The sequence below is a fragment of the Micromonospora sp. NPDC005710 genome (genome assembly GCF_040630995.1).
GTDB lineage: Bacteria > Actinomycetota > Actinomycetes > Mycobacteriales > Micromonosporaceae > Micromonospora.
Genome location: NZ_JBEXYP010000001.1, coordinates 61,423 through 83,166, shown reverse-complemented (window position 1 = coordinate 83,166; position 21,744 = coordinate 61,423). Strand labels below are relative to the sequence as shown.

At 71.7% G+C, this 21,744-nt stretch carries 17 protein-coding genes; 10 read left to right on the top strand and 7 right to left on the bottom strand.

The window, feature by feature from the left end; translation table 11 throughout:
• The first annotated feature begins 36 nt into the window (after positions 1 to 36).
• The 4 genes from ABZ406_RS00385 to ABZ406_RS00370 all read left to right on the top strand — a co-directional run bounded on the left by ABZ406_RS00385 (position 37) and on the right by ABZ406_RS00370 (position 5,220).
• Positions 37 to 1,020 (top strand): phosphate acyltransferase PlsX, encoded by a 984-nt coding sequence (locus ABZ406_RS00385; RefSeq protein ID WP_357754630.1) that lies wholly within the window; start codon positions 37 to 39, stop codon positions 1,018 to 1,020.
• Positions 1,017 to 1,931 (top strand): ribonuclease III, encoded by a 915-nt coding sequence (rnc, locus tag ABZ406_RS00380; protein ID WP_357754627.1) that lies wholly within the window; start codon positions 1,017 to 1,019, stop codon positions 1,929 to 1,931. The genes ABZ406_RS00385 and rnc overlap by 4 nt, the downstream gene beginning before the upstream one ends.
• Positions 1,924 to 2,781 carry a bifunctional DNA-formamidopyrimidine glycosylase/DNA-(apurinic or apyrimidinic site) lyase gene (gene mutM, locus ABZ406_RS00375; RefSeq protein WP_357754626.1) on the top strand — a complete coding sequence of 286 codons (858 nt, stop codon included), beginning with the start codon at positions 1,924 to 1,926 and terminating at the stop codon, positions 2,779 to 2,781. The genes rnc and mutM overlap by 8 nt, the downstream gene beginning before the upstream one ends.
• A gap of 219 nt (positions 2,782 to 3,000) precedes the next feature.
• On the top strand, positions 3,001 to 5,220 hold the full coding sequence (locus ABZ406_RS00370) for an MMPL family transporter (RefSeq protein ID WP_357754624.1): 2,220 nt from the start codon (positions 3,001 to 3,003) through the stop codon (positions 5,218 to 5,220).
• Between the two features lie 206 nt (positions 5,221 to 5,426).
• Here ABZ406_RS00370 and ABZ406_RS00365 read toward each other — a convergent pair whose 3' ends face one another.
• Positions 5,427 to 6,269, bottom strand: coding sequence for an endo alpha-1,4 polygalactosaminidase (locus tag ABZ406_RS00365; RefSeq protein WP_357754622.1), 843 nt, complete (start codon positions 6,267 to 6,269; stop codon positions 5,427 to 5,429).
• Positions 6,270 to 6,388: 119 nt separating this feature from the next.
• Positions 6,389 to 7,621, bottom strand: a complete 1,233-nt coding sequence (locus tag ABZ406_RS00360) for a CAP domain-containing protein (protein ID WP_357754619.1) — start codon at positions 7,619 to 7,621, stop codon at positions 6,389 to 6,391.
• A gap of 374 nt (positions 7,622 to 7,995) precedes the next feature.
• Between ABZ406_RS00360 and ABZ406_RS00355 the strand changes: the two genes are divergently transcribed.
• The 3 genes from ABZ406_RS00355 (at position 7,996) to ABZ406_RS00345 (ending at position 12,777) form a co-directional block, all read left to right on the top strand.
• Entirely contained in the window at positions 7,996 to 8,190 is a 195-nt protein-coding gene (locus tag ABZ406_RS00355; protein ID WP_007456482.1) for a hypothetical protein, read from the top strand.
• Between the two features lie 352 nt (positions 8,191 to 8,542).
• Complete coding sequence (gene smc, locus ABZ406_RS00350; RefSeq protein ID WP_357754616.1) at positions 8,543 to 12,157, top strand: chromosome segregation protein SMC; 3,615 nt, start codon at positions 8,543 to 8,545, stop codon at positions 12,155 to 12,157.
• Positions 12,157 to 12,777 carry an HAD-IA family hydrolase gene (locus ABZ406_RS00345; RefSeq protein ID WP_357754613.1) on the top strand — a complete coding sequence of 207 codons (621 nt, stop codon included), beginning with the start codon at positions 12,157 to 12,159 and terminating at the stop codon, positions 12,775 to 12,777. Before smc ends, ABZ406_RS00345 begins: the two co-directional genes overlap by 1 nt.
• Before the next feature lie 7 nt (positions 12,778 to 12,784).
• On the opposite strand, the gene ABZ406_RS00340 is transcribed toward ABZ406_RS00345, so the two are convergent.
• The 5 genes from ABZ406_RS00340 to ABZ406_RS00320 form a co-directional block, all read right to left on the bottom strand.
• The gene (locus ABZ406_RS00340) at positions 12,785 to 13,306 is read right to left on the bottom strand and encodes a DinB family protein (RefSeq protein ID WP_357754610.1); all 522 of its coding nucleotides are present in this window, start codon (positions 13,304 to 13,306) and stop codon (positions 12,785 to 12,787) included.
• 44 nt (positions 13,307 to 13,350) lie between these two features.
• The gene (locus tag ABZ406_RS00335) at positions 13,351 to 13,845 is read right to left on the bottom strand and encodes a universal stress protein (RefSeq protein ID WP_357754607.1); all 495 of its coding nucleotides are present in this window, start codon (positions 13,843 to 13,845) and stop codon (positions 13,351 to 13,353) included.
• Between the two features lie 9 nt (positions 13,846 to 13,854).
• Positions 13,855 to 15,474 (bottom strand): MDR family MFS transporter, encoded by a 1,620-nt coding sequence (locus ABZ406_RS00330; RefSeq protein ID WP_357754604.1) that lies wholly within the window; start codon positions 15,472 to 15,474, stop codon positions 13,855 to 13,857.
• A 157-nt stretch (positions 15,475 to 15,631) separates the two neighbouring features.
• Positions 15,632 to 16,072, bottom strand: a complete 441-nt coding sequence (locus ABZ406_RS00325) for a MarR family transcriptional regulator (RefSeq protein ID WP_357754600.1) — start codon at positions 16,070 to 16,072, stop codon at positions 15,632 to 15,634.
• Between the two features lie 10 nt (positions 16,073 to 16,082).
• Positions 16,083 to 17,810 (bottom strand): alkaline phosphatase D family protein, encoded by a 1,728-nt coding sequence (locus ABZ406_RS00320; protein WP_357754597.1) that lies wholly within the window; start codon positions 17,808 to 17,810, stop codon positions 16,083 to 16,085.
• A 183-nt stretch (positions 17,811 to 17,993) separates the two neighbouring features.
• Here ABZ406_RS00320 and ftsY point away from each other — a divergent pair, with 183 nt between their 5' ends.
• The 3 genes from ftsY to ABZ406_RS00305 all read left to right on the top strand — a co-directional run bounded on the left by ftsY (position 17,994) and on the right by ABZ406_RS00305 (position 21,733).
• A complete protein-coding gene (gene ftsY / locus ABZ406_RS00315; protein ID WP_357754594.1) occupies positions 17,994 to 19,175 on the top strand; it encodes a signal recognition particle-docking protein FtsY in 1,182 nt (393 codons plus the stop codon).
• Between the two features lie 6 nt (positions 19,176 to 19,181).
• Positions 19,182 to 20,045: an aminoglycoside phosphotransferase family protein gene (locus ABZ406_RS00310; protein ID WP_181539524.1), complete on the top strand. Its 864-nt coding sequence runs from the start codon at positions 19,182 to 19,184 to the stop codon at positions 20,043 to 20,045.
• Positions 20,046 to 20,320: 275 nt separating this feature from the next.
• The gene (locus ABZ406_RS00305; protein ID WP_357754591.1) at positions 20,321 to 21,733 is read left to right on the top strand and encodes an ammonium transporter; all 1,413 of its coding nucleotides are present in this window, start codon (positions 20,321 to 20,323) and stop codon (positions 21,731 to 21,733) included.
• Positions 21,734 to 21,744: the final 11 nt, after the last annotated feature.

Here is a 21,744-nt window from a genome sequence, read left to right as displayed (position 1 = left end):
TCCGCCGCCGGCCGGCTAAGTCCGGCCGGCGTTCCGGTGGAGCCGGGCGCCGCGCGGATCGCCGTTGACCTCCTCGGCGGGGACGACGCTCCCGCCGTCGTGGTTGACGGCGCTCTGCGGGCCATGCGCGCCGACCCTGACCTGCATCTGCTTCTCGTCGGTCCGACCGAGGTCGCCGACGAGCTGATCGCTGCCCTCGATCCGGAGCAACGCGCCCGCATCACGGTGCGGCCCGTCCGTGATGTCGTCGGCATGGCCGATCACCCCAGCGCCGCCCGCGCCGAGAGCACCGTCCGGGCCGCGGTCACCGCCGTCCGGGACGGGACCGCAGACGCCCTGGTCTCCGCCGGCGCCACCGGCGCTACTGTCACCGCCGCCGTGCTTGGTCTGGGCCGGTGGCCGGAGATTCGCCAACCCGCTCTGGTCGCCACCCTGCCCGCTGTGGCGGGGCCGGTCGTGCTGCTCGACGTCGGCGGTTCCCTGGAACCCCGCCCGGCCACCCTTGCCCGCCACGCCGTGCTCGGCGCCGCGTACGCGGCGGTGGCCCACTCGATCGCCGTACCCCGGGTGGGGCTGCTCTCGGTCGGCACGGAGGCCGGCAAGGGCGACCGGGTGCGCCGCGCCACCGACCCCCTGCTCGCCGTCGAACCGCTGCCCGGTGGGGCGCGCTACGTCGGTCTGGTCGAGGGGTACGACGTGACCCTCGCCGCGCGCGCCGATGTGGTCGTCACCGACGGCTTCACCGGTAACGTGCTGCTCAAGGCCATTGAGGGCGCGTACGCGATGGCCGGCGGCCCACCTGCCCAGGGCGGCGCGCCACGCGCTGCGGCCCTGTTGGGCGTCGCGGGGACGGTGGTCGTCTGCCATGGGTCCGCCCGTGCCGACGACGTCGCCTCCGGCATTGCTCTCGCCGCCCACCTGAGGCGGCGACGCGCCACCGATCTGGTCTCCGCGTTGCTCGACCGCGACGCCGCGACGGATCGCACCGATCGCTCCACCGACACCGAGGTACGCACATGAGCAACGACAAGCGGCGGCGGGCGTCCGTCGGTCACCTGGAAGCCGCCTTCGGAGTGAGCTTGGAACCCGAGCTGCTCCAGCGCGCGTTGACCCACCGGTCGTACGCGTACGAGAACGGCGGGCTGCCGACGAACGAGCGGCTGGAGTTCCTCGGCGACTCGGTGCTCGGGGTGGTGATCACCACAGCGCTCTTCCACAACCACCCTGACCTGCCCGAGGGCCAGTTGGCCAAGCTGCGGGCCAGCGTGGTCAACATGCGGGCGCTCGCGGACGTGGCACGCGGCCTGGGCCCGGACGGGCTCGGTGCGTACCTGCTGCTCGGCAAGGGTGAGGAGACGACCGGTGGCCGGGACAAGGCGAGCATCCTCGCCGACACGTTGGAGGCGCTGCTCGGCGCGATCTACCTCCAGTATGGCCTGGACACCACGGGGATCGTCATCCACCGGCTCTTCGACCCGTTGATGGCCGAGTCGGCGGGTCGCGGGGCCGCCCTGGACTGGAAGACCAGCCTGCAGGAGTTGACGGCGGCGCTCGGGCTCGGCGTTCCGGAGTACCGGATCGAGGGCACCGGCCCGGATCACCTCAAGACGTTCACGGCGTGGGTGGTGGTGGCCGGCAATCGGTACGGCGGCGCCGAGGGGCGCAGCAAGAAGGAAGCCGAGCAGCGGGCCGCCGAGGCCGCCTGGCGGACGCTCGCCGAGCAGAACGGCCGGGCCGGCAACGAGGGCCAGGAGGGCCGCGGCAGCGACGAGGGCCCGGACGGCCGGGACGACTCGGTCGACCCGGACGAACCGTTCGGTCCGCTGGAGCGCGCCGAGCGGGCGGCCCAGGCCGAGCAGGCCGACCACCTGGCGCAGGCGCTGCCGGCCGGGGGTGCCGACGGCCACGAGACGGGTCAGCGGCGTGCCTGAGCTGCCCGAGGTGGAGACCGTCCGGAAGGGGGTGGCCCAGTGGGTCGTCGGTCGGCGGATCGCCTCGGTCGAGGTTCGTCACCCGCGTGCGGTCCGCCGACATGTTCCGGGGGACGTGCACTTCGCCGACGTGCTCGCCGGCCGGACGGTGCTGGACGCCCGCCGTCGCGGCAAGTACCTGTGGCTGCCACTGGACAGCGGCGACGCGATCATCGGACACCTCGGGATGTCGGGTCAGCTGCTGCTCCAACCACCCGGCACTACTGACGAAACCCACCTGCGGGTTCGGTTCCGGTTCGACGACGACGGCCCGGAGCTGCGTTTCGTCGACCAGCGCACGTTCGGCGGGCTGTCGGTGAGCGAGGGCGGCGCCGAGTTGCCCGACGAGATCGCGCACATCGCCCGCGACCCGATGGACCCGGAGTTCTCCGACGAGGCGTTCGTCGCGGCGCTGCGCCGCCGACACACCGAGGTGAAGCGGGCGCTGCTCGACCAGACCCTGATCTCCGGTGTGGGCAACATCTACGCCGACGAGGCGCTCTGGCGCGCCAAGCTGCACGGCGGGCGGCCCACCGACGCGTTGACCGGCCCGGCCGCGCAGCGCCTGCTCGGCCACGTCCGCGACGTGTTGACGGAGGCGATCAGCGAGGGCGGCACCAGCTTCGACGCCCTCTACGTGAACGTCAACGGTGAGAGTGGCTACTTCGACAGGGCGTTGAACGCCTACGGCCGCGAGGGCGAGCCGTGCCGCCGGTGCGGTGCGCCGATCCGCCGCGAGGCGTTCATGAACAGGTCCTCGTACAGTTGCCCGCACTGTCAGCCGCGGCCCCGGGGTTCCCTTCGGGGATGACCCGGAGCCGGCTCGGGGCGATGCCGGCGGGTCGCGGCCTGTCGCTCCGGGCAGGACCCGGGGGTACGTCCCCATCGCGGCCTGCCGTCCGACGACCGCACCCCACACCCGCTCCGGTGGTTCCAGGGTGAGCCCGGGTCGATCCCCGATGTGACCGGGTCGTCACGCACCTAGCGTCAGCACCGTTGACAGGGGGTTGACGTGACAGGGGGACCCGAGATGGGGAAACGACCGGTGACGGTGCGGTTGGCGCGGTGGAGCGCCGAGCACCCGTGGCGGGCGATCGCACTGTGGGCCGTGTTCGTGGCGGTGTGCTTCGTCGGCGGCAACGCCGCCGGACTCAACGAGGCCACGAGCGGCGACCAGGCGATCGGCGAGGCGGGGCGGGCCGGCCTGATCGTGGACGCCGGTGACTTCGACGACCCGGCCACGGACAACGTCCTCATCACCTCCCGGGGTGGCGCGTTGGACCCGGCCGCGGCGAAGGCGGCGGCCGACGACGCGGCGGCCCGGCTGCGTACGGTCACCGGGGTGGCCGCGGTGGGCCAGCCGGTCACCGCGCGGGACGGCTCGGCGCTGCTGCTGCCGATCACCATGTCGGGTGACCCGGAGACGGCCTCGGAGCGGGTGCGGCCGTTGCGGGACGCCACGGCCACCGTGCAGGCCGCACATCCCGGGCTGCGCGTCGAACAGGTCGGCGGGCCGTCGATCGGCCAGGCCCTCGACGACACCCTGGGCAAGGACTTCAAGCGCGCCGAGCTGCTCAGTCTGCCGGTCACCCTGGCGATCCTGATCATCGCGTTCGGTGCGCTCATCGCCGCGAGCGTGCCGGTGCTGCTGGCACTCTCCTCGGTCGCCGCCGCGATGGGTCTGTCCACTCTCGCGTCGCACCTGGTGCCCGCCACCGACACCACGGCACCGGTGATCCTGCTGATCGGCATGGCGGTCGGCGTCGACTATTCGCTGTTCTACATCCGGCGGGAGCGGGAGGAACGCGCCAAGGGCCGGTCCGGTCTGGACGCGGTGGAGATCGCCGCGGAGACCTCCGGGCACGCCGTGGTGGTCTCCGGCTTCGCGGTGATCATCTCGATGGCCGGGTTGCTGCTCGCCGGTGACGTGGTCTTCTCGTCCCTCGCCATCGGTTCGATCCTCGTGGTGGCCGTCGCGGTGACCGGTTCGCTCACCGTCCTTCCCGCCCTGCTGGCCCGGCTCGGCCGTTGGGTGGACCGGCCCCGGGTGCCGCTGCTCTGGCGACTGACCGCGCCGCGTACCGGCCGCCACGGTGAGCCGCGCGCACCCCGGCTGTGGCCGGCGGTGCTCCGGCCCGCGCTGCGTGCGCCGGTGGCGACGCTCGTCATCTCGGTCGGGCTGCTGCTCGCGCTGGCCGCGCCCGCGCTCGGCATGAAGCTGAAGTTCCCCGGCATGGAGGACCTGCCCCGCACGACTCCGGCCATGCAGGCGTACGACCGGCTCACCGCCGCCTTCCCGAGCGCCGGCACCAATCACGTGGTGGCCGTCCGGGCGCCCGCCGACCAGGCCGACCGGGTACGCGCCGCCCTCACCGACCTGTCCACCCGGGCGGCCGGCGATCCACTCTTCGCCCCGGCCGAGGCGGACGGCCCGAAGATCGAGGTGTCGGCCGACAGGCGGGTCTCGGTGCTGGACGTCCCCACCCCGTACGCCAGTCGGGACGACCGGTCGGTGCAGTCGTTGGAGAAGCTGCGCGGAGACCTGGTCCCGGCCGAGCTGCGCGGCATCCCCGGCATCGAGTACGCGGTGGGCGGCGGCGTGGCCGACAGCGAGGACTACGCCCAGCACGTCCGGGACAAGTTGCCGCTGGTCATGGGTTTCGTGCTGGTACTGACGTTCCTGGTCATGGCGTTCACCTTCCGGTCGGTGGTGATCGCGGCCAGTTCGATCGCGCTGAACCTGCTCTCCGCCGGTGCCGCGTACGGCCTGCTGGTGTTGATCTTTCAGGGCGAGTGGGCGGAGGGACTGCTCGGCTTCACCTCGATGGGCGCGATCGTGTCCTGGCTGCCGCTGTTCCTGTTCGTGGTGCTCTTCGGCCTCTCGATGGACTACCACGTCTTCGTGGTCAGTCGGATCCGCGAGGGTGTCCGCTCCGGCCTGCCCAACCGTGACGCCGTGTCCTACGGCATCACCTCGTCGGCCGGGGTGGTGACCAGTGCGGCCATCGTGATGGTCGGAGTGTTCTCGATCTTCGCCACGCTGAGCACGATCGACATGAAGCAGCTCGGTATCGGTCTGGCGGCGGCGATCCTGCTGGACGCCACGATCATCAGGGGAGTGGTACTGCCGGCGTTGATGACCATGCTCGGCGACGCCAACTGGTGGGCCCCGCGCTTCCTGCGCCCCCGCCCGGCCCCCACGCCCACCGACCCACCCGCCGTCGCCCCACAACTGGTCCCGGTCCCCTAGTCCCAAGCCTCCCGCCCTAGCCCGGCCGCGCCTCCCGCCCCGACCTGCAACACCAGCCCTCCGCCCTTATCCCCGTCGATCTTGCAGTTTCTGTCGCGACAAAGCGGAACTAAACCGACACATCGACGACCGAAAGTGCAAGATCGACGGGGACGGGGCAGGGCGAGGGCGGGGCGAGGGCGGGGCGAGGGCGAGGGCGAGGGCGGTTAGGGCAGGGGGCAGGCTTCGCGGGATGCGTCCAAGCTGCGGTCCTTGCGGATCGACGCGAAGCCGTAGCCGACGGTGGTGACACAGAAGTCGTCGGGCGAGCCGGTGTACTCGACGTGGAAGACCGGCTTGCCGGCGTCGCTGAAGGGCAGCAGCTTGGCGCACTGGGCCAGCCGGACGCACTCCTCGTTCACCGCGAAGTCGAAGTCCGGGGCCAGTGCGGCGAGCTGCGGCACGTCGTTGACCAGACCGGGGCTGAGGCTCACCGAGCGGGCCAGTTCGGCCAGCCGGCGGTTGAACAGCAGTTGGTCGTCGAAGTCGAGCGGGAAGCCGGTGCGCGCCGCGTACCCGTCGGCGTCGACGAGCGCCACCGCGCCGAAGCTCTTGCCCCGGCAGAGCCGGAACCGGTCGGCGAGCACCGGCCGGAGGGCGTCCCAACTTCGGACGTCCAGCCACCGGCTGCCGGGTCGACGCCCGGCCGCGCCCCGGACGATGTCCGGGAACCGGTTGGCGTCCGGGTCGTCGGAGCGGACCGACCCCACGTTCACCTGGCAGATCAGCCGGCGGTTCCGGGAGCGCAGCTCGGCGGTCTGCGCGGCGGTGGTGGCCACCGGGTCGAGCAGGAAGACATCGGCGTCCACAGTCGGGTCGAGCGGGCCGCTGAGCTGCCACTGCCACTGCCAGTGCCGGGCCTGCGCCGCTGGCCAGGCGGTGGGTGCCCCGGGCGGGGTGAGCGCGGGCCGGCACGCGTATGCCGGGACCACGAGCACGAGGGCGATGCCGGCGGACAGGACACGGCGCAGTGGGCGTACGGCGACACGTCGCCGCGGCCGGATCCGCATCGGCAGCTCCCGGGTCCCGGACGGCCGGTTGCCGTCCGCACCGGTACGCGGACCGCGCGCTCCGGCCCGACGTACCTCACCGGGTCAAACGAGCGCGGGGGCGGGAACGACGCGCGCGGTCAGCGCGGCGCCGCGAAGACCTGCGTCCAGTACGGCCCGTTGCCGTTGGCGATGCCGACGCCGATCTCGGTGAACGCGCAGTTCAGGATGTTGGCCCGGTGGCCGGAGCTGTTCATCCACGCGTCCATCACGGCGGCCGGGGTCTGCTGGTTCCAGGCGACGTTCTCGCCGTACGTGCGCCAGGCGTAGCCGACCCGGTCGAGCCGGGTGCCGGCGTTGCTGCCGTCGCTACCGGTGTGCGACATGTTCTTGTGGTCGGCCTGGTCCTGGCTGTGGTTCTGGGCGGCGGTCATCAGCTTGGCGTCGATGCTCAGCGCCTTGCAGCCGGCCTTGGCCCGCTCGGCGTTCACCAGGTCGACCACCTCGCGGGCCTGGGCGCTGACGGTGCCGCTGGAGCCGGTGGAACCGGTGGAGCTGCCGGTGTTGCTCGGCGCGTTGCTGCGCGGGACGCTGCGGCGCGACGCGGCGGTGCTCCGCGACGACGCCGGCGTGGGCTTGACGACCTTGCTCGGCGACGGGCTCGGAGATGCCGGGCTGAGGATGGCGGACGGGGAGGGCGCGGCGAGGGTGTCCAGCGCCGGTTCCTCGGTCGGTGCGGCCGACGCGGCGAAGGTGTCGTCGACGGCCGCCGGCTGCGCGGCCCCGTCGTCACCGCCGGGCAGGGTGAGCGCGCCGACGCCGAAGCTCACGACGAGGGTGGCGGCTGCGGCGGCGCCTCCGATCATCAGGGGGCGGCGCCAGCGGCGGGGGGAGCGGTGCCGCCCCTCGCCGGGCCGGTCGGTCTCGGCGGCGCCGCGCCAGCCGACGGTGGTCTCCGGCTCGGTGTCGGTGTGCCAGCCGCCGGGTGCCTCGGTGCGCCGGCCGTCGGTGGTGTCCCGGGCCGGGCGGTCGTTGCCCCAGCCGGTCGTGCCCTGGGCGGCGCGGTCGTCGACCCAGCCGGTCGTGCCCTGGGCGGCGCGGTCGTCGACCCAGCCGTCGGTCTCGCTCTGCGGCTGGTGGGCCGGCCAGGCGGCGGTGTGGGCGTCGGCTGCCTCGGCGGGGATCCCCGGGGCGGACTGCCGGCCGCCGGTGGGCTGCTGGTGCCATTCGTCACCCGGCTGACCGGGTTCGTCGCCGAAGAGGTAGGCCGAGCGGGGCTCCGGGCGGTCGTGCAGCCAGGCCGGCTCGTCGGTCGGTCCCTCGGCGCGCCGGGGTGCGCCGTTCGGGTCCATCGGATCGGTCCAGCCGTGCACGCCTATGCCTCCAGGGGTCGGTTGCGGGCCGAGGTGACGCTACGGCGCGCCTACGACCTGCGGCAACGTGGCTAAGAAAGAGTTAAGGGGAAGTCGGACGCCAGGGTGCGGACTTCCGCAGATCCGGGCGTACAGTAAAGGCGTCCGGACAGAGAGTGTCCGTGCCTTGCGGCAGCCCCCCCGACAAGTGGACAGGTCGACGTGGAGATGATCTACGGCCTGCGAGAACTTGACGAAGGAGGGGTTTGCGGCTCAATATATAGGTGTCGCCAGTCGCGCCCGGTCATGCCCAGATACAACCTGGAATGACAGCCGCGTACAAATTGGGCGCGCGTTTGGCCGGCCTTTCCGGCAGCGCATATCAAGGAGTCAGCATGGCGAAGGCCCTCTACGGCCACGTAGGTGCAGCGCCCGATCGGCGTCTGCTCGACGAAGTCACCCGGCTGCGTGCCAGGGTGCAGGCACTGGAGTTCGAGATCACGCGTCTGCGTGCCGACAATGATCGGCTCGCGGCGGCTGCGGCGGAGGCGGACGATCTGCTCCGTCTGGCCGAGCCGGCGCTGACCTGATCTTCAGGTCGTAAAACTGAATCGCACCATCGCAAAAATGCGCGCCGACACCTCTGTGCCGGCGCGCAACACTGTCCGGAGCTCTTTCCGCGCCGACGATTCATGATCATGCAGCTGATCGTGCGGGATGCGCACCTCACAGTTACCGAAAAGCGCGTCGGCGGATAAGCCGATCATGAAAGGCGCTTGTCTTTCTCGCTGCGGTAGGAACAACAGCGCGCCCACTGTCGACGCGACGCGACGCGGGGCGGGTCGCGTGCCGGCCCGCTCCCACCGCCGGGTTAGTCTGCGGGTTCACCCAGGTCCCCACAGCCGGCGACGGTACGGCGGCCACCGGACGAGGATCGAGTAGGTGTATCTCAAGAGCCTGACGGTGAAGGGGTTCAAGTCCTTCGCCTCCGCGACGACGTTGAAGCTGGAGCCCGGGATCACCTGTGTGGTGGGCCCGAACGGCTCGGGCAAGTCCAACGTCGTCGACGCCATCGCCTGGGTCCTCGGCGAGCAGGGCGCCAAGGCCCTCCGTGGCGGCAAGATGGAGGACGTCATCTTCGCCGGCACCGCCGGCCGGGCACCGCTGGGTCGCGCCGAGGTCACCCTCACCATCGACAACACCGACGGCGCGCTGCCGATCGAGTACACCGAGGTGTCCATCACCCGCCGGATGTTCCGCTCCGGCGAGAGCGAGTACGAGATCAACGGCAACTCCTGCCGGTTGCTCGACATCCAGGAGTTGCTGTCCGACTCCGGCATCGGCCGGGAGATGCACATCATCGTCGGGCAGGGCCGGCTCGACGGCATGTTGCACGCCAAGCCGGAGGACCGCCGGGCGTTCATCGAGGAGGCGGCCGGCGTCCTCAAGCACCGCAAGCGCAAGGAAAAGGCGCTGCGCAAGCTCGACGCGATGCAGGTCAATCTCAACCGCCTCACCGACCTCACCGCCGAGCTGCGCCGTCAGCTCAAGCCGCTGGGCCGGCAGGCCGAGGTGGCCCGCCGCGCCGCCGCGATCCAGGCCAACCTGCGCGACGCCCGGCTGCGCCTGCTTGCCGACGACCTGGCCACGCTGCGGACCACCCTGAACCGGGAGATCGCCGACGAGACCGCTCTACGTGAACGGCGCGAGCAGATCGAGGGTGAGCACGTCGAGGTGCAGGGCCGGCTCGGCGAGTTGGAGGCTGCCCTCGCCGAGGACGCGCCGCTGCTCGCCGCCGCCCAGGACACCTGGTACAAGCTCTCCGCCCTGCAGGAACGATTCCGTTCGATCGAGCAGTTGGCCCGGGAGCGGCTGCGGCACCTCAGCGCCACCGGTGACGACGAGCGTCCCGGCCGCGACCCGGACCAGTTGGAGGCCGAGGCCGAACGCGTCCGCGAGCAGGAGGAGGAGCTGCGCGGCGCGCTCACCGACGACCAGATCCGCCTCGCCGAGGCGGTCGAGCACCGCCAGGAGTTGGAGCGGCAGCTCGCCGCCGCCGAGCGCGAGCTGGTCGCCGCGGCGAAGGCCATCGCCGACCGGCGGGAAGGGATGGCCCGGCTCACCGGTCAGGTCAACTCGGCCCGGGCCCGGACCACCAGTGCCGGCGAGGAGATCGAACGTCTCGCTGTCGCGCACGCCGACGCGCTGGGCCGTGCCGAGCAGGCGCAGGCCGAGTTGGACGCTGTCGCCGCCCAGTCCACCGAGGCGGACCGGGACAACGCGGACCTGGACGCCCGGCACGCCGAGGCGGTCGCCGTGCACGAGCGGGCGCAGGCCAGCGTCCGGTCGCTGGCCGACGCCGAGCGGACGGCGGAGAAGGATGCCGCCACCTGGAAGGCCCGGGAGGAAGCCCTCGCCCTGGGGCTGCGGCGCAAGGACGGCGCCGGGGCGCTGCTCGCCCGCGCGGGAGACGTGCCCGGCCTGCTCGGCAGCCTCGCCGGCCTGCTCACCGTCGCGCCGGGCCACGAGGCGGCGCTGGCCGCCGCGCTCGGGGGCCTCGCCGACGCGGTCGCCGTCAGCGGGGTGGACGAGGCCGTCGAGGCGATGCGGCTGCTGAAGATCTCCGACGCCGGCCGGGCTGGTCTGCTGGTCGGCAGCCCGGCCGGGCCCGGCATGACCGGTTCCGCGGACGCGCTGCGCCCGAAGCTGCCCGACGAGGCCCGGTGGGCCCCCGACCTCGTGGAGTGCAGTGCCGAGCTGCGTCCGGCGGTGCACCGCGCCCTGCGGGACGTGGCGCTCGTCGACGACCTGGCCGCCGCCGCCGAGCTGGTCGCCAGCAACCCCGAACTGCGGGCGGTCACCCCCGACGGTGACGTGGTCGGGGCTTACGCGGCGGCGGGTGGCTCGGCCAAGGCCCCCAGCTACATCGAGGTGCAGGCCGCCGTGGAGGAGGCCCGCGTCAACCGGCTCACCGCCGAACGCGCCGGCCTGGAGCTGCGTGACCAGTTGGTGGAGGCGCGCGCCGAGGTGGCCACCGCCAAGGAGGCCGTCCAGCACGCCGCCGCCGAGAAGCGCGAGGCGGAGAGCCACCGCAACGCCGCAGCCCGGCGGCTGGCCGAACTGGGCGCGGCGGCCCGGTCCGCGAAGGCCGAGACCGACCGGCTCGGAGACTCCCGCTCCCGCGCCGAGGCCGCCCGGCAACGGGACCTCACCGCCCTCGCCGAGTTGGCGGAACGGCTGCGGATGGCCGAGGAGACCCCTGTCGACGCCGAACCCTCCAGCGAGGAACGCGACCAACTGGCGGCCATGGTGCCGCAGGCCCGGCAGAACGAGATGGAGGTTCGGCTCGCCGTGCGTACCGCCGAGGAGCGGGTCTCCTCGATCGCCGGCCGCGCCGACTCGCTCGCCCGGCAGGCCACCGCGGAGCGGGCCGCCCGGGAACGCGCTGCCGCCCGGCGGGCCGCCCGCGCCCGGGGGGCGGGCATCGCCCGGTCCGTCGCCGGGGGCGCCCGGGAGGCGCTGACCCGGCTCACCACCTCGATCGCGACGGCCGAGGAGCACCGCGACGCGGTCGCCCTGGAGCGCGCCGCGCGCGAGGCCGAGCTTCAGGAGGTACGCGGGGCGGCCAAGCGGCTCGGCGCCGAGTTGGAGCGGCTGACCAGCCAGGTGCACCGCGACGAGGTGGCCCGGGCGGAGCAGCGGTTGCGCATCGAGCAGTTGGAGGCGAAGGCCGCCGAGGACTTCGGGCTGAACGTGGAGACGCTCGTCGCCGAGTACGGCCCCGCCCAGCCCGTCCCACCGACGCCTGTCGACGTCGCGGCTGCCGAACGTGACGGCCTGCCGGTGCCCGAGCCGGTGCGGTACGAGCGGCCGGTGCAGGAGAAGCGGGCGGCGAAGGCGGAACGCGAACTCGCCCTGCTCGGCAAGGTCAACCCGCTCGCGCTCGAGGAGTTCGCCGCGCTCGAGGAGCGGTTCAAGTTCCTCTCCGAGCAGCTGGAGGACCTCAAGGCCACCCGTCGGGACCTGCTCACAGTGGTCAAGGACGTGGACGAGCGGATCCTGGAGGTCTTCGCCAGTGCCTTCGAGGACACCGCCCGGGAGTTCGAGCAGGTTTTCGACGTGCTCTTCCCCGGCGGCGAGGGGCGGCTGATCCTCACCGAACCGGACGACCTGCTCACCACCGGTGTCGAGGTGGAGGCCCGCCCGCCGGGCAAGAAGATCAAGCGGCTGTCGCTGCTGTCCGGCGGCGAGCGTTCGCTGACCGCTGTGGCCATGCTGGTGGCGATCTTCCGCGCGCGGCCCAGCCCGTTCTACATCATGGACGAGGTGGAGGCGGCCCTGGACGACGTCAACCTGGGCCGGTTGATCACCTTGATGGCACAGTTGCGGGAGAAGAGTCAGCTGATCGTCATCACGCACCAGAAGCGGACGATGGAGATCGCCGACGCGCTGTACGGCGTGACAATGCGCAGTGGGGTCACCCAGGTGATCAGCCAACGGCTCAACCGGGCCGACGAGGACGACAGGCGGCACGGCCGCGGCGAGGAGAACGGGTAGTGGCTCGGGAACGCGCGACGGCGCTCCTGCTGGACTTCGACGGCGTACTGCGCCGGTGGGATCCGGAGGTGGCCACCGTTGTCGAGCGGGAGTACGGCCTCTCCGAGGGGGTGCTCGGCGAGATCGCCATGCAGTGGGGGCGGCTCCAACCGGTGCTCACCGGCCAGGTCAACCACGCCGAGTGGATGAGCAGTGTGGCGGACGCCCTGACCGACTCGGTGGGCAGCCCGGAGCGGGCCCGCGCCGCCGTGCAGCAGTGGCAGAGCTATCGGGGCGAGGTCGACCAGGAGGTGCTGACGTTCGTCCGGGAGGTCCGTGCGGCGGGCATCCGGGTCGGGCTGGGCACCAACGCCACCGACCTGCTCGACGCCGACCTGGCCGCGCTCGGCCTGGTCGACGAGCTGGACGTGGTGGTCAACTCCTCGGTGATCGGCGTGCACAAGCCCGCACCGGAGTACTTCCGGGCCGCCTGCGTGGCCCTGGCCACCCCACCGGCCCGGGTTCTCTTCGTCGACGACGAGGACTGGGCCGTGCGGGGTGCCCGCGCCGCCGGGCTGTCGGCGCACCGCTGGGGCGGCCACGCCGATCTGCGCTACCTGCGGGCCGCCCTGGACTACTGAACGCCGGTCACTCGCCGGTGACGCCGTCGATGCGTTCCCGGATCAGGTCGGCGTGACCGTTGTGCCGGGCGTACTCCTCGATCATGTGGACGTACACCCAGCGCAGGTTGAAGGTGCGCTTCTTCGCGCCGACCTCGGTGAACGTCTCGTCGAGCGAGTGGCCGGCGGCGGCCTCGCGGGCCAGCGCCACCTCGCTGTGGAAGGTGGCGAAGTCGGCAGCGGCGTCGGCGGCGCTGACGTCGTGGTCGGCGTCCGGGTTCTCCGGTGTGAAGTACGGGTAGTCGACGGGCGCGGCGGCGAAGTTCTCCCGGAACCACCACGCCTCGACCTCGGCCAGGTGCCGGACCAGCCCGAGGAGGGTCAGCCCGGACGGTTCCACGCTCGGTGTCCGCAACTGCTCCTCGGTCAGGCCGGCGCACTTGAGCAGCAGGGTCTGTCGGTGGTAGTCGAGCCAGCCGTCGAGCATGGTGCGCTCGTCGCCGACGTACGGTTCGGGGTTCCGGGTGATCTCCGGCGCGGTCCAGGTCATGCCGCGCATCCTGCCGGTTGCGTCGGACACTTTGCGACGGGTTATCAGGGCACCACGACGACGGGCCAGCGGCCGGCCCGGACCAGCCGGGTGGCGACCGAGCCGACCAGTCGGTGGCCTGCCTGCTCCGAGGCACCCACCACGAGCATGTCGGCCTGGAACTCGTCGGCCGCCGCGCGCAGCTCGCCGTACGCGTCGCCGCGCCGGACCAGCAGGGTCACCGGGATGCCCCACTGCTCGGCCCCGCGCCGGCACTCCCGGCGCAGCTCGTCGGCCAACTCGTCGTGGGTGCGCTGGACCGCGCCGGCGTCCATCCCGGGCACCAGGGCGGTCAGCCCGCTCGCCGAGCTGACGAAGACCACCACCAGGGCGGAGCCCTGTCGGCGGGCCAGACCGGCGGCGTAGGAGCCGGCCCGTTCGGAGGTACGGGTACCGTCGATGCCGACCATGATCACCCGAGGGCCGTCGGTGCCGCGCTCGAATGGCAGCGATCGGGTCTTCGGTCCGTACTCCTCGCGGTCCGGTGCTCCCACGCCCATCGGTCTACCTCACCTCTGCTCGCCGGTACGGAGCACGGCCGCGCCAGCGCCGGCAGCCACTGTCGATTCCCGCTCGACCTCGGCGGAAACCGGGCTGTCGTTGTGCTGACGCAGCGGCACCTCCTTGATGAAGAGCACCGCGATGAACGCGATGAGCGCGAACGGGGCGGCGGCCAGGAAGATGTCGCCGGCGCCGTGGCCGTACGCGCCCTCCACCACCGCGCGCAGCGGGCCCGGCAGGGTGTGCACGTCGGGCAGTGTGCCGCCGCTTCCGGAGCTGGAGGCGGGGATGCCGAGCTGGGCGAGCCCGTCGGCCGTGTAGTCCTTGACCTTGTGGGCCAGCACCGCACCGAGGGCCGCGACGCCGATCGCGCCACCGAGGCTGCGGAAGAACGCCACCACGGAGCTGGCCGCGCCGAGCTCGTGGGTGCCGACGGTGTTCTGCACGGCGAGGACCAGGTTCTGCATTGTCATGCCCAGGCCGAGGCCGATCAGCGCCATGTACACGCTGAGCAGTGGGAAGCTGGTGTCCGCGCGGAGCGTACCCATCAGGGCGAAGCCGATGGTGAGCAGCGCCGTGCCGATCACCAGGTACCGCTTCCACCGACCGGTCTTGGAGATGACGCGCCCGATCACTGTGGAGGCGATCAGCAGGCCGAGGATCATCGGCAGGGTCATCAGGCCGGACCTGGTCGGGCTCTGGCCACGGCTGATCTGGAAGTACTGACCGAGGAAGATCGACGCGCCGAACAGAGCCACACCGACCGCGACGCTGGCGACCACGGCGAGGGTGATGGTGCGGTTGCGGAACAACCGCGGCGGGATCACCGGCTCGGCGGCCCGGGTCTCGACCCGGATCGCGAGCGCACCGAGGAGCACGGCTCCGACGACCATGGCTGCGGTCTGCCAGGAGCCCCAGGCGAACTGGTCACCGGCGAGCGAAACCCAGATCAGCAGGACCGAGACAGCAGCGGTGATCAGGGTGGCGCCCCACCAGTCGATCTGCGCCTTCCGCTTGACCACCGGCAGGTGCAGGGTCTTCTGCAACACGATCAGCGCGATGATGGCGAACGGCACGCCGACGTAGAAGCACCAGCGCCACCCGAGCCAGGAGGTGTCCACGATCACGCCGCCGATCAGCGGGCCGCCGATGGTGCCGACCGCCATCACGGCGCCGAGGTAGCCGCTGTAACGGCCCCGCTCGCGGGGCGCGATCATCGTGGCCATGATCACCTGCGCCAGTGCGGTCAGACCGCCGGCGCCGACGCCCTGCAACACGCGGCAGGCGATCAGCTCACCGGTGCCCTGGGCAAGGCCGGCCAGGACCGAGCCCAGCACGTAGATCCCGAGGGCGAGCTGGACGAGCGTCTTCTTGTTGGTGAGGTCGGCCATCTTGCCCCAGATGGGGGTGGTTGCGGTGGTCGCGAGCAGGGCCGAGGTCACCACCCAGGTGTACGCGGACTGGCCGCCGTGCAGTTCGGTGATGATCCGCGGCAGCGCGTTCGAGATGACAGTGGAAGAGAGGATCGCGACGAACAGCCCCAGCAAGAGGCCGGAGAGCGCTTCCAGAATCTGCCGGTGGGTCATGTCGACGGCGGCCGCCCGGCTGGGGATTGTGGCCTGGCTCATCGTGAGGTGCCTCCGAGCGGAGTGAGGTGGAACGGCGGCGGGCTGACGCGCACGGGCCGCCTGGGAGTTGCCTGAAGCAACCGTATGCCTTGGTTGCCTGAAGCAACAACTTGTCGGACCGGCCCGTTATTCCCCGCCCGAATCCCACCGGACGCTGCTACTGCCAGGAGTCGTTGAACAGGCCAAGCAGCCGGGCGAACTCCTCGACGTCCCGCTCCGGCCAGCCGTCCAGGGCGCGCAGGAACTCGCCCAGCCGAGCCGAGCGGGCCACGTCGAACCGGCGCTGCCCCTCCTCGGTGAGGCTGATCTGAGCGGCCCGCCGGTCGCTCGGATCCGGGTCACGGTGGACCAGGCCGAGAACCTCCAACGCGTTGATCTGGCGGCTCAGCGTCCCCTTGCCCACACCCAGTCGCGCCGCCAACTCGGTCAACCGGATCGACCCACTGCGGCGCAACCAGAGCAGCAACCCGTAGGTGTTCGGCTCCAGGTTCGGGTGCACCTCCCGGGCGATCTCCCAGGAAACTGCCCGGCCACGGCGCAACAGGGCGGTCAGTTCATGCTCGACCGCCCGGATCGGCTCCGACAGGTGCTCGCCCACGGCGTAGAGACTACGGCGCGGTCGGCTCGCCGTCGCCGGAGAGTCGACGCCGCATCACCGGGCGTAGGTGCCCGTCCTTCGTGGTGCCCTCGATGATCACGTCGGCCCCACGCCCCTCATGCGTCAAAGTGGCCACAGCGTTACCGAAGTACGGGCCGGCCAGCTTGCGCCAACGCACCCCCGGCCGCCGCACGCCCGCCGAACGGGCCAGAGCCCGGGTGGCCCCGGCCGGACCGGGTGACCAACCCAGTTTCATCAGCGGACGGATGCCCGCCGGCACCTGGTTGTGGATCGGCGAACAGGTGAGCTGGTGCACCGGAGTGACCACCGCCGGGTCGGCGAACCGGGCCCGCGCCACATACGAGTGGTGCACGTCACCGGACAGCACGCTGATCGACGCCGGTGGGGCGTACGCCGGACCCGCGCCGACCCGCGCGCCGGACGCCTTGGGGGTGCCGGTGCCGATCCGGGCGAAGGTCTCCGCGAGTGCCTCGAACGAGCGCCGGAACGCCGCCCAGTGCTCCAGATCCAGGGCGCGGCGCAGCTTCTCCGCCCCGCGCGCCACCCACGGTCGGCGTGAGTCCGCCAGTTTCTCGTTCCACGCCTCGATGTGGTGGATGCCCTGCGGCAGCAACCAGGGCAGCGAGGCGCCCACCACCAGGTGGTCGTAGACCCCGTGCGCCTGGTCGAGGAACCAGGCCCACTCGCCGGGCGGCAGCATCGCCCGGCTGGTCGGTTCGAGCACCCGGCTGCACCTGTTGTCCAGCATGACCAGCCGGGTCCGGCCCAGGTCCAGGGCGTAACTCCACTGGTACTGCACCGCGCGCCACCGCTCGGTGTCGTGCGCCAGGTCGGACTCCTGGTCGACCCGGTGGCCGAACTCGCGCAGCACGCTCGTGGCGTCCTCGGCGGCGACGACCTTCGCGAAGACCGGGTCGGCGACGATCTCGTCGGGGGAGAGGTTGCCCAGGTGCTGGTAGACCCAGTAGGAGGCGAGCCCGCTGCCGATCCGCTCCGCCCACCACGGCTGCTCGCGCACGTCGGCCCGCCACGTCGCCGAGGTGTTCCAGTCGTCGATGATCTCGTGATCGTCGAAGATCATCACGCTGGGCACGGTGGCGAGCAGCCAGCGGATCTCCGGATCACGCCACGACTCCAGATAGAGCTTCGTGTACTCGTCGAAGCTCACCACCTGGTCGGCCGGCGCGCCCTTCGGCCGCCGCCGCCGGCGCCGCAACAGCCGGCGCACCGTAGGCGAGGTGACGTCGGCGTAGACCTGGTCACCGAGCAGCACCAGCAGGTCGGGAAGCGGGTTCGACAGGGGGTCGGCCATCAACCGCCTGGCGTACGCGTCGAGAGCGTCCGGAGGCAGCTTGCGGGTGGTGGCGTGCTGCGTGGTCTCCCGGCACGAGCCGAAGATCAGCGTGACCGGTTGGTCGCGATCGTCGGCGGCCCGGGTGCGGATCACGCTCGGCGGGAACCCGCTGCTCGGCACCGGCCAGACGATCTCGTCGTCGACGAGCACCTCGTAGGTGGTCTCGCTGTCCGGAGTGAGCCCCTCCACCACGACGAGGGCGTAGTGGTGGTCGTACGCCGAGAAGGTGGCCGCGCTGCCGGTGGCGCCGCTCGCGGTGCGGACGGTGACCACGGCGGGCCCGGCGGTCTCCACCCAGATGGTGGCCCGGGTGTCCACGACTCGCCGCAGGAGTGGGCCGATGAGGAGGTGGGCGGCGGACATGGCGCGAGCCTACAGTCGGTTTCGCCGCACCTGCCCGGGGCCGTGGCGGAGACCCCGGGCACGGCATCGGGGGCCGTGACTGAGACCCAGGGCACGGCATCGGGGGCCGTGGCGGAGACTCCGGGCACGGCATCGGGTGCGGTGGCTGGGACGCCGTCGCTCGCATCTGACAGGATTCCGGGCATGGCGGAATATCTCGTCCTCGTTCTGGTCCTCCTTGGTGTGCTGATCGCGGGCACGGTGGGGCTCGTCGTGCCGCGTCTGCGGCGGCGGCCCGAGCCACCGCTGCCGCGCACCGAGGTCGACACCAGGGCCGAGGAGGATCTCGCCGGGCCACCGGTCGAGGCACCGGAGTCCGATCTGTCCACCGGCGTCCTGGTCGAGCCGCCACCCGTGCTCGAACCGCAGGTCGAGGTCCCCGAGCCGACCGCCGGGCGGCTGGTCCGGCTCCGCTCGCGGCTGTCCCGCTCGCAGAACGTGTTCGGCAAGGGCCTCCTCGGCCTGCTCGCCCGTGACCACCTCGACGAGGACGTCTGGGAGGAGATCGAGGACAGCCTGATCACCGCCGACGTCGGCGTCGACGCCACCCGCGACATCGTCGACCGGCTCCGCGAGCGCACCCGGGTGCTCGGCACCCGCTCGGCCTCCGAGCTGCGGGCACTGCTCGCCGCCGAGCTGGTCAACGCGCTCGACCCGAGCCTGGACCGCTCGTTGCGGACCGCCCCCAAGGACGGCGTGCCGGCGGTGGTCCTCGTGGTCGGCGTCAACGGCGCCGGAAAGACCACCACCTGCGGCAAGATCGCCCGGGTGCTGGTGGCCGACGGTCGCAGCGTGCTACTCGGCGCGGCGGACACCTTCCGGGCCGCCGCGGCCGACCAACTGGAAACCTGGGGCTCGCGCGTCGGCGCGGAGACCGTCCGGGGGCCCGAGGCCGCCGACCCGGCAAGCGTCGCCTTCGACGCCGTCAAGCGCGGCATCGACACCGGCGTGGACACCGTCCTCATCGACACCGCCGGCCGCCTGCAGAACAAGGTCGGCCTGATGGACGAGCTGGGCAAGGTCAAGCGCGTGGTGGAGAAGCAGGGCCCGATCGACGAGACACTGCTCATCCTGGACGCGACCACCGGGCAGAACGGCCTGGAACAGGCCCGGGTCTTCACCGACGTGGTCAACGTGACAGGTGTGGTGCTGACCAAGCTCGACGGCACCGCCAAGGGCGGCATCGTCATCGCCGTACAGCGCAAGCTCGGCATCCCCGTGAAGCTGGTCGGCCTCGGCGAAGGCAAGGACGACCTGGCCCCGTTCGACCCGGCGCAGTTCGTCGACGCGTTGCTGGGGACCGAGGCCACCGGCCGGGACGCGTAGTCTCGGGTGACCACCGACGATCGCGCGTACGCGGGCTGGCGCGACCCCGGCCATCCCTCGCAGCGCCTCGGGAGACCGTACGTGACTTCGCAGGAGATCCCGCTGCACGGCGGCAACGTGAGCACAGTTGTCCGCGTGGGTGACACCGTCCGGCGCAACGCCGGACCGTGGACCCCGTCCGTGCACGCGCTGTTGCGCCACCTGGAGTACGTCGGGTTCACCGGCGCCCCCCGGGCGCTCGGGATGGACGAACGCAACCGTGAGGTGCTGTCGTACCTGGAAGGGGAGTGCGGGGAATATCCGCTCGCCCCGCACTGGGTCACCGACGAGGCGCTCGTCACCGTCGCCACCATGCTGCGGATGTTCCACGACGCGCAGTACGGCTTCACCCCTCCGCAGGCGGCGGTCTGGCGCTCGTTCGGGCCCCCACCACCGGACACCGAGGTGATCTGTCACCACGACGCCGCGCCGCACAACGTGATCTGGCGTCCGGACGGCACCCTCGGGCTCATCGACTTCGACCTCGCCTCGCCCGGGGCGCGGATCTACGACGTGGCGTACGCGGCCTGGACCTGGGTGCCGATCTTCGCGGACCGTGACTCCATCACCCTCGGGTGGAAGCACCCGGACCGGCCCCGCCGACTCCGGCTCTTCGCCGACGCGTACGGGCTGATCCCCCGGGACCGGCACCGGTTGATCCGGACCATCCGCAAGCGGATCGTGGACCACGTCGAGGGGATCCGCCGGATGGCGGCAGCGGGTGAGCCGGCGTTCGTCCGGATCGTGCACAAGGGCCACCTGCGTCGGCCGATGCGCGATCTGCGGCTGCTCGACTACGAGCGGCACGCCCTGGAGAACGCCCTCCGCTGAGCGCCTGTCGGTCGATGCCTGGCCGGTCCCGTCACGCGCACCGGTCGATGCGGTTGACCGGTCAGCCATCGACGTCCACCGTCCGGTTGATCCACACTCGTCCATGCTGCTGACTGTGCGGACTTCGTGACACGTACGAAACAACCCGTCACGAAACGGAAACCCGCACGGGACCCAAAGTGAAACAGCCGGCCGCGAAGCTTCCGCGCAACCGGCCTACGGGCGACGCTGCCCCGGAAAGCCGCGAAGGAGGACTTCACCTTTAGGAGGCCAGCGTGCCTGAAGCACCGACGATCGACGGCGCCAATACTACGTGGCTGCTGGTTTCGACCGCGCTCGTGTTGCTCATGACCCCCGGACTGGCGCTGTTCTACGGCGGCCTCAACCGGGCCAAGGGCGTACTCAACATGATGATGATGAGCTTCTCGGCCATCGGGCTCATCTCTATTCTGTGGTGGTTCTACGGATTCAGCGTCGCCTTCGGGACCGACGTGAACGGCTTCTGGGGTGACCCGGGCGCGTACCTCGGCACCAAGACGTTCCTCGCCGAGACCGACCTGTGGGGTGCCACGGCGGAGAACCCCAGCGGCATCGGGATTCCGCTCTACGTGTTCATGGCCTTCCAGATGGTCTTCGCGGTGATCACCGTCGCGCTGATCAGCGGTGCCATCGCCGACCGGGCCAAGTTCGCCGGCTGGCTGCTGTTCGCCTTCGGCTGGGCCACCCTGGTCTACTTCCCGGTCGCCCACTGGGTGTGGGGTGGCGGCATCATCGGCGCTGACATCCACGCGTTGGACTTCGCCGGTGGCACCGCGGTGCACATCAACGCCGGTGCGGCAGCCCTGGCCGTGGCCCTCGTCCTCGGCAAGCGGCTCGGTTGGCCGCGGGAGGGCATGAAGCCGCACAACATCCCGCTCGTCGCGCTCGGTGCCGGTCTGCTGTGGTTCGGGTGGTTCGGGTTCAACGCCGGCTCGGAGCTGACCGTCGACTCGGTCGCTGGTCTCGCCTTCATCAACACCCAGCTCGCCACGGCGGCTGCGGTGCTCGGCTGGATCGCTGTCGAGTGGGTCAAGGACCGCAAGCCGACGATGGTCGGTGCCTCGTCCGGCGCCGTCGCCGGTCTGGTCGCCATCACCCCGGCCTGTGGCTTCATCGCCCCGTGGGCGTCCGTCCTGCTCGGCATCGTCGCCGGCGTGGTGTGCGCGCTCGCCGTCAGCCTGAAGTACAAGCTCGGCTACGACGACTCCCTCGACGTGGTTGGCGTGCACTTCGTCGGCGGTTGGATCGGCTCGCTCTGGCTCGGCCTCTTCGCCACCAACTCGGTGAACGCGGCCATCACCGACGTGGTGGGTGCCTCCGACGGCCTCTTCTACGGCGGCGGTGCGACCCAGCTCGGGCGGCAGGCCCTCGCCGGCCTGATCGTCACCGCCTGGTCGTTCGGTGTCGCCTGGGTGCTCGCCTTCGTCATCGAGAAGACGATCGGCTTCCGCGTCAAGGGTGAGGCCGAGGTCGAGGGCATCGACATCGCCGAGCACGCCGAGAGCAGCTACGACCTGTCCCCGGCCGGCGGCGGCACGGGCGGCGCATTCGCGATGGCCGGCATCGGCACCCCCGGTGGCGGCACGACGAGTGGTGCCAAGCCGGAGGCGGAGTCCGCCGAGCCGGTAAGCGAAAAGGTCGCCGGTTAACGTTCCTGGGA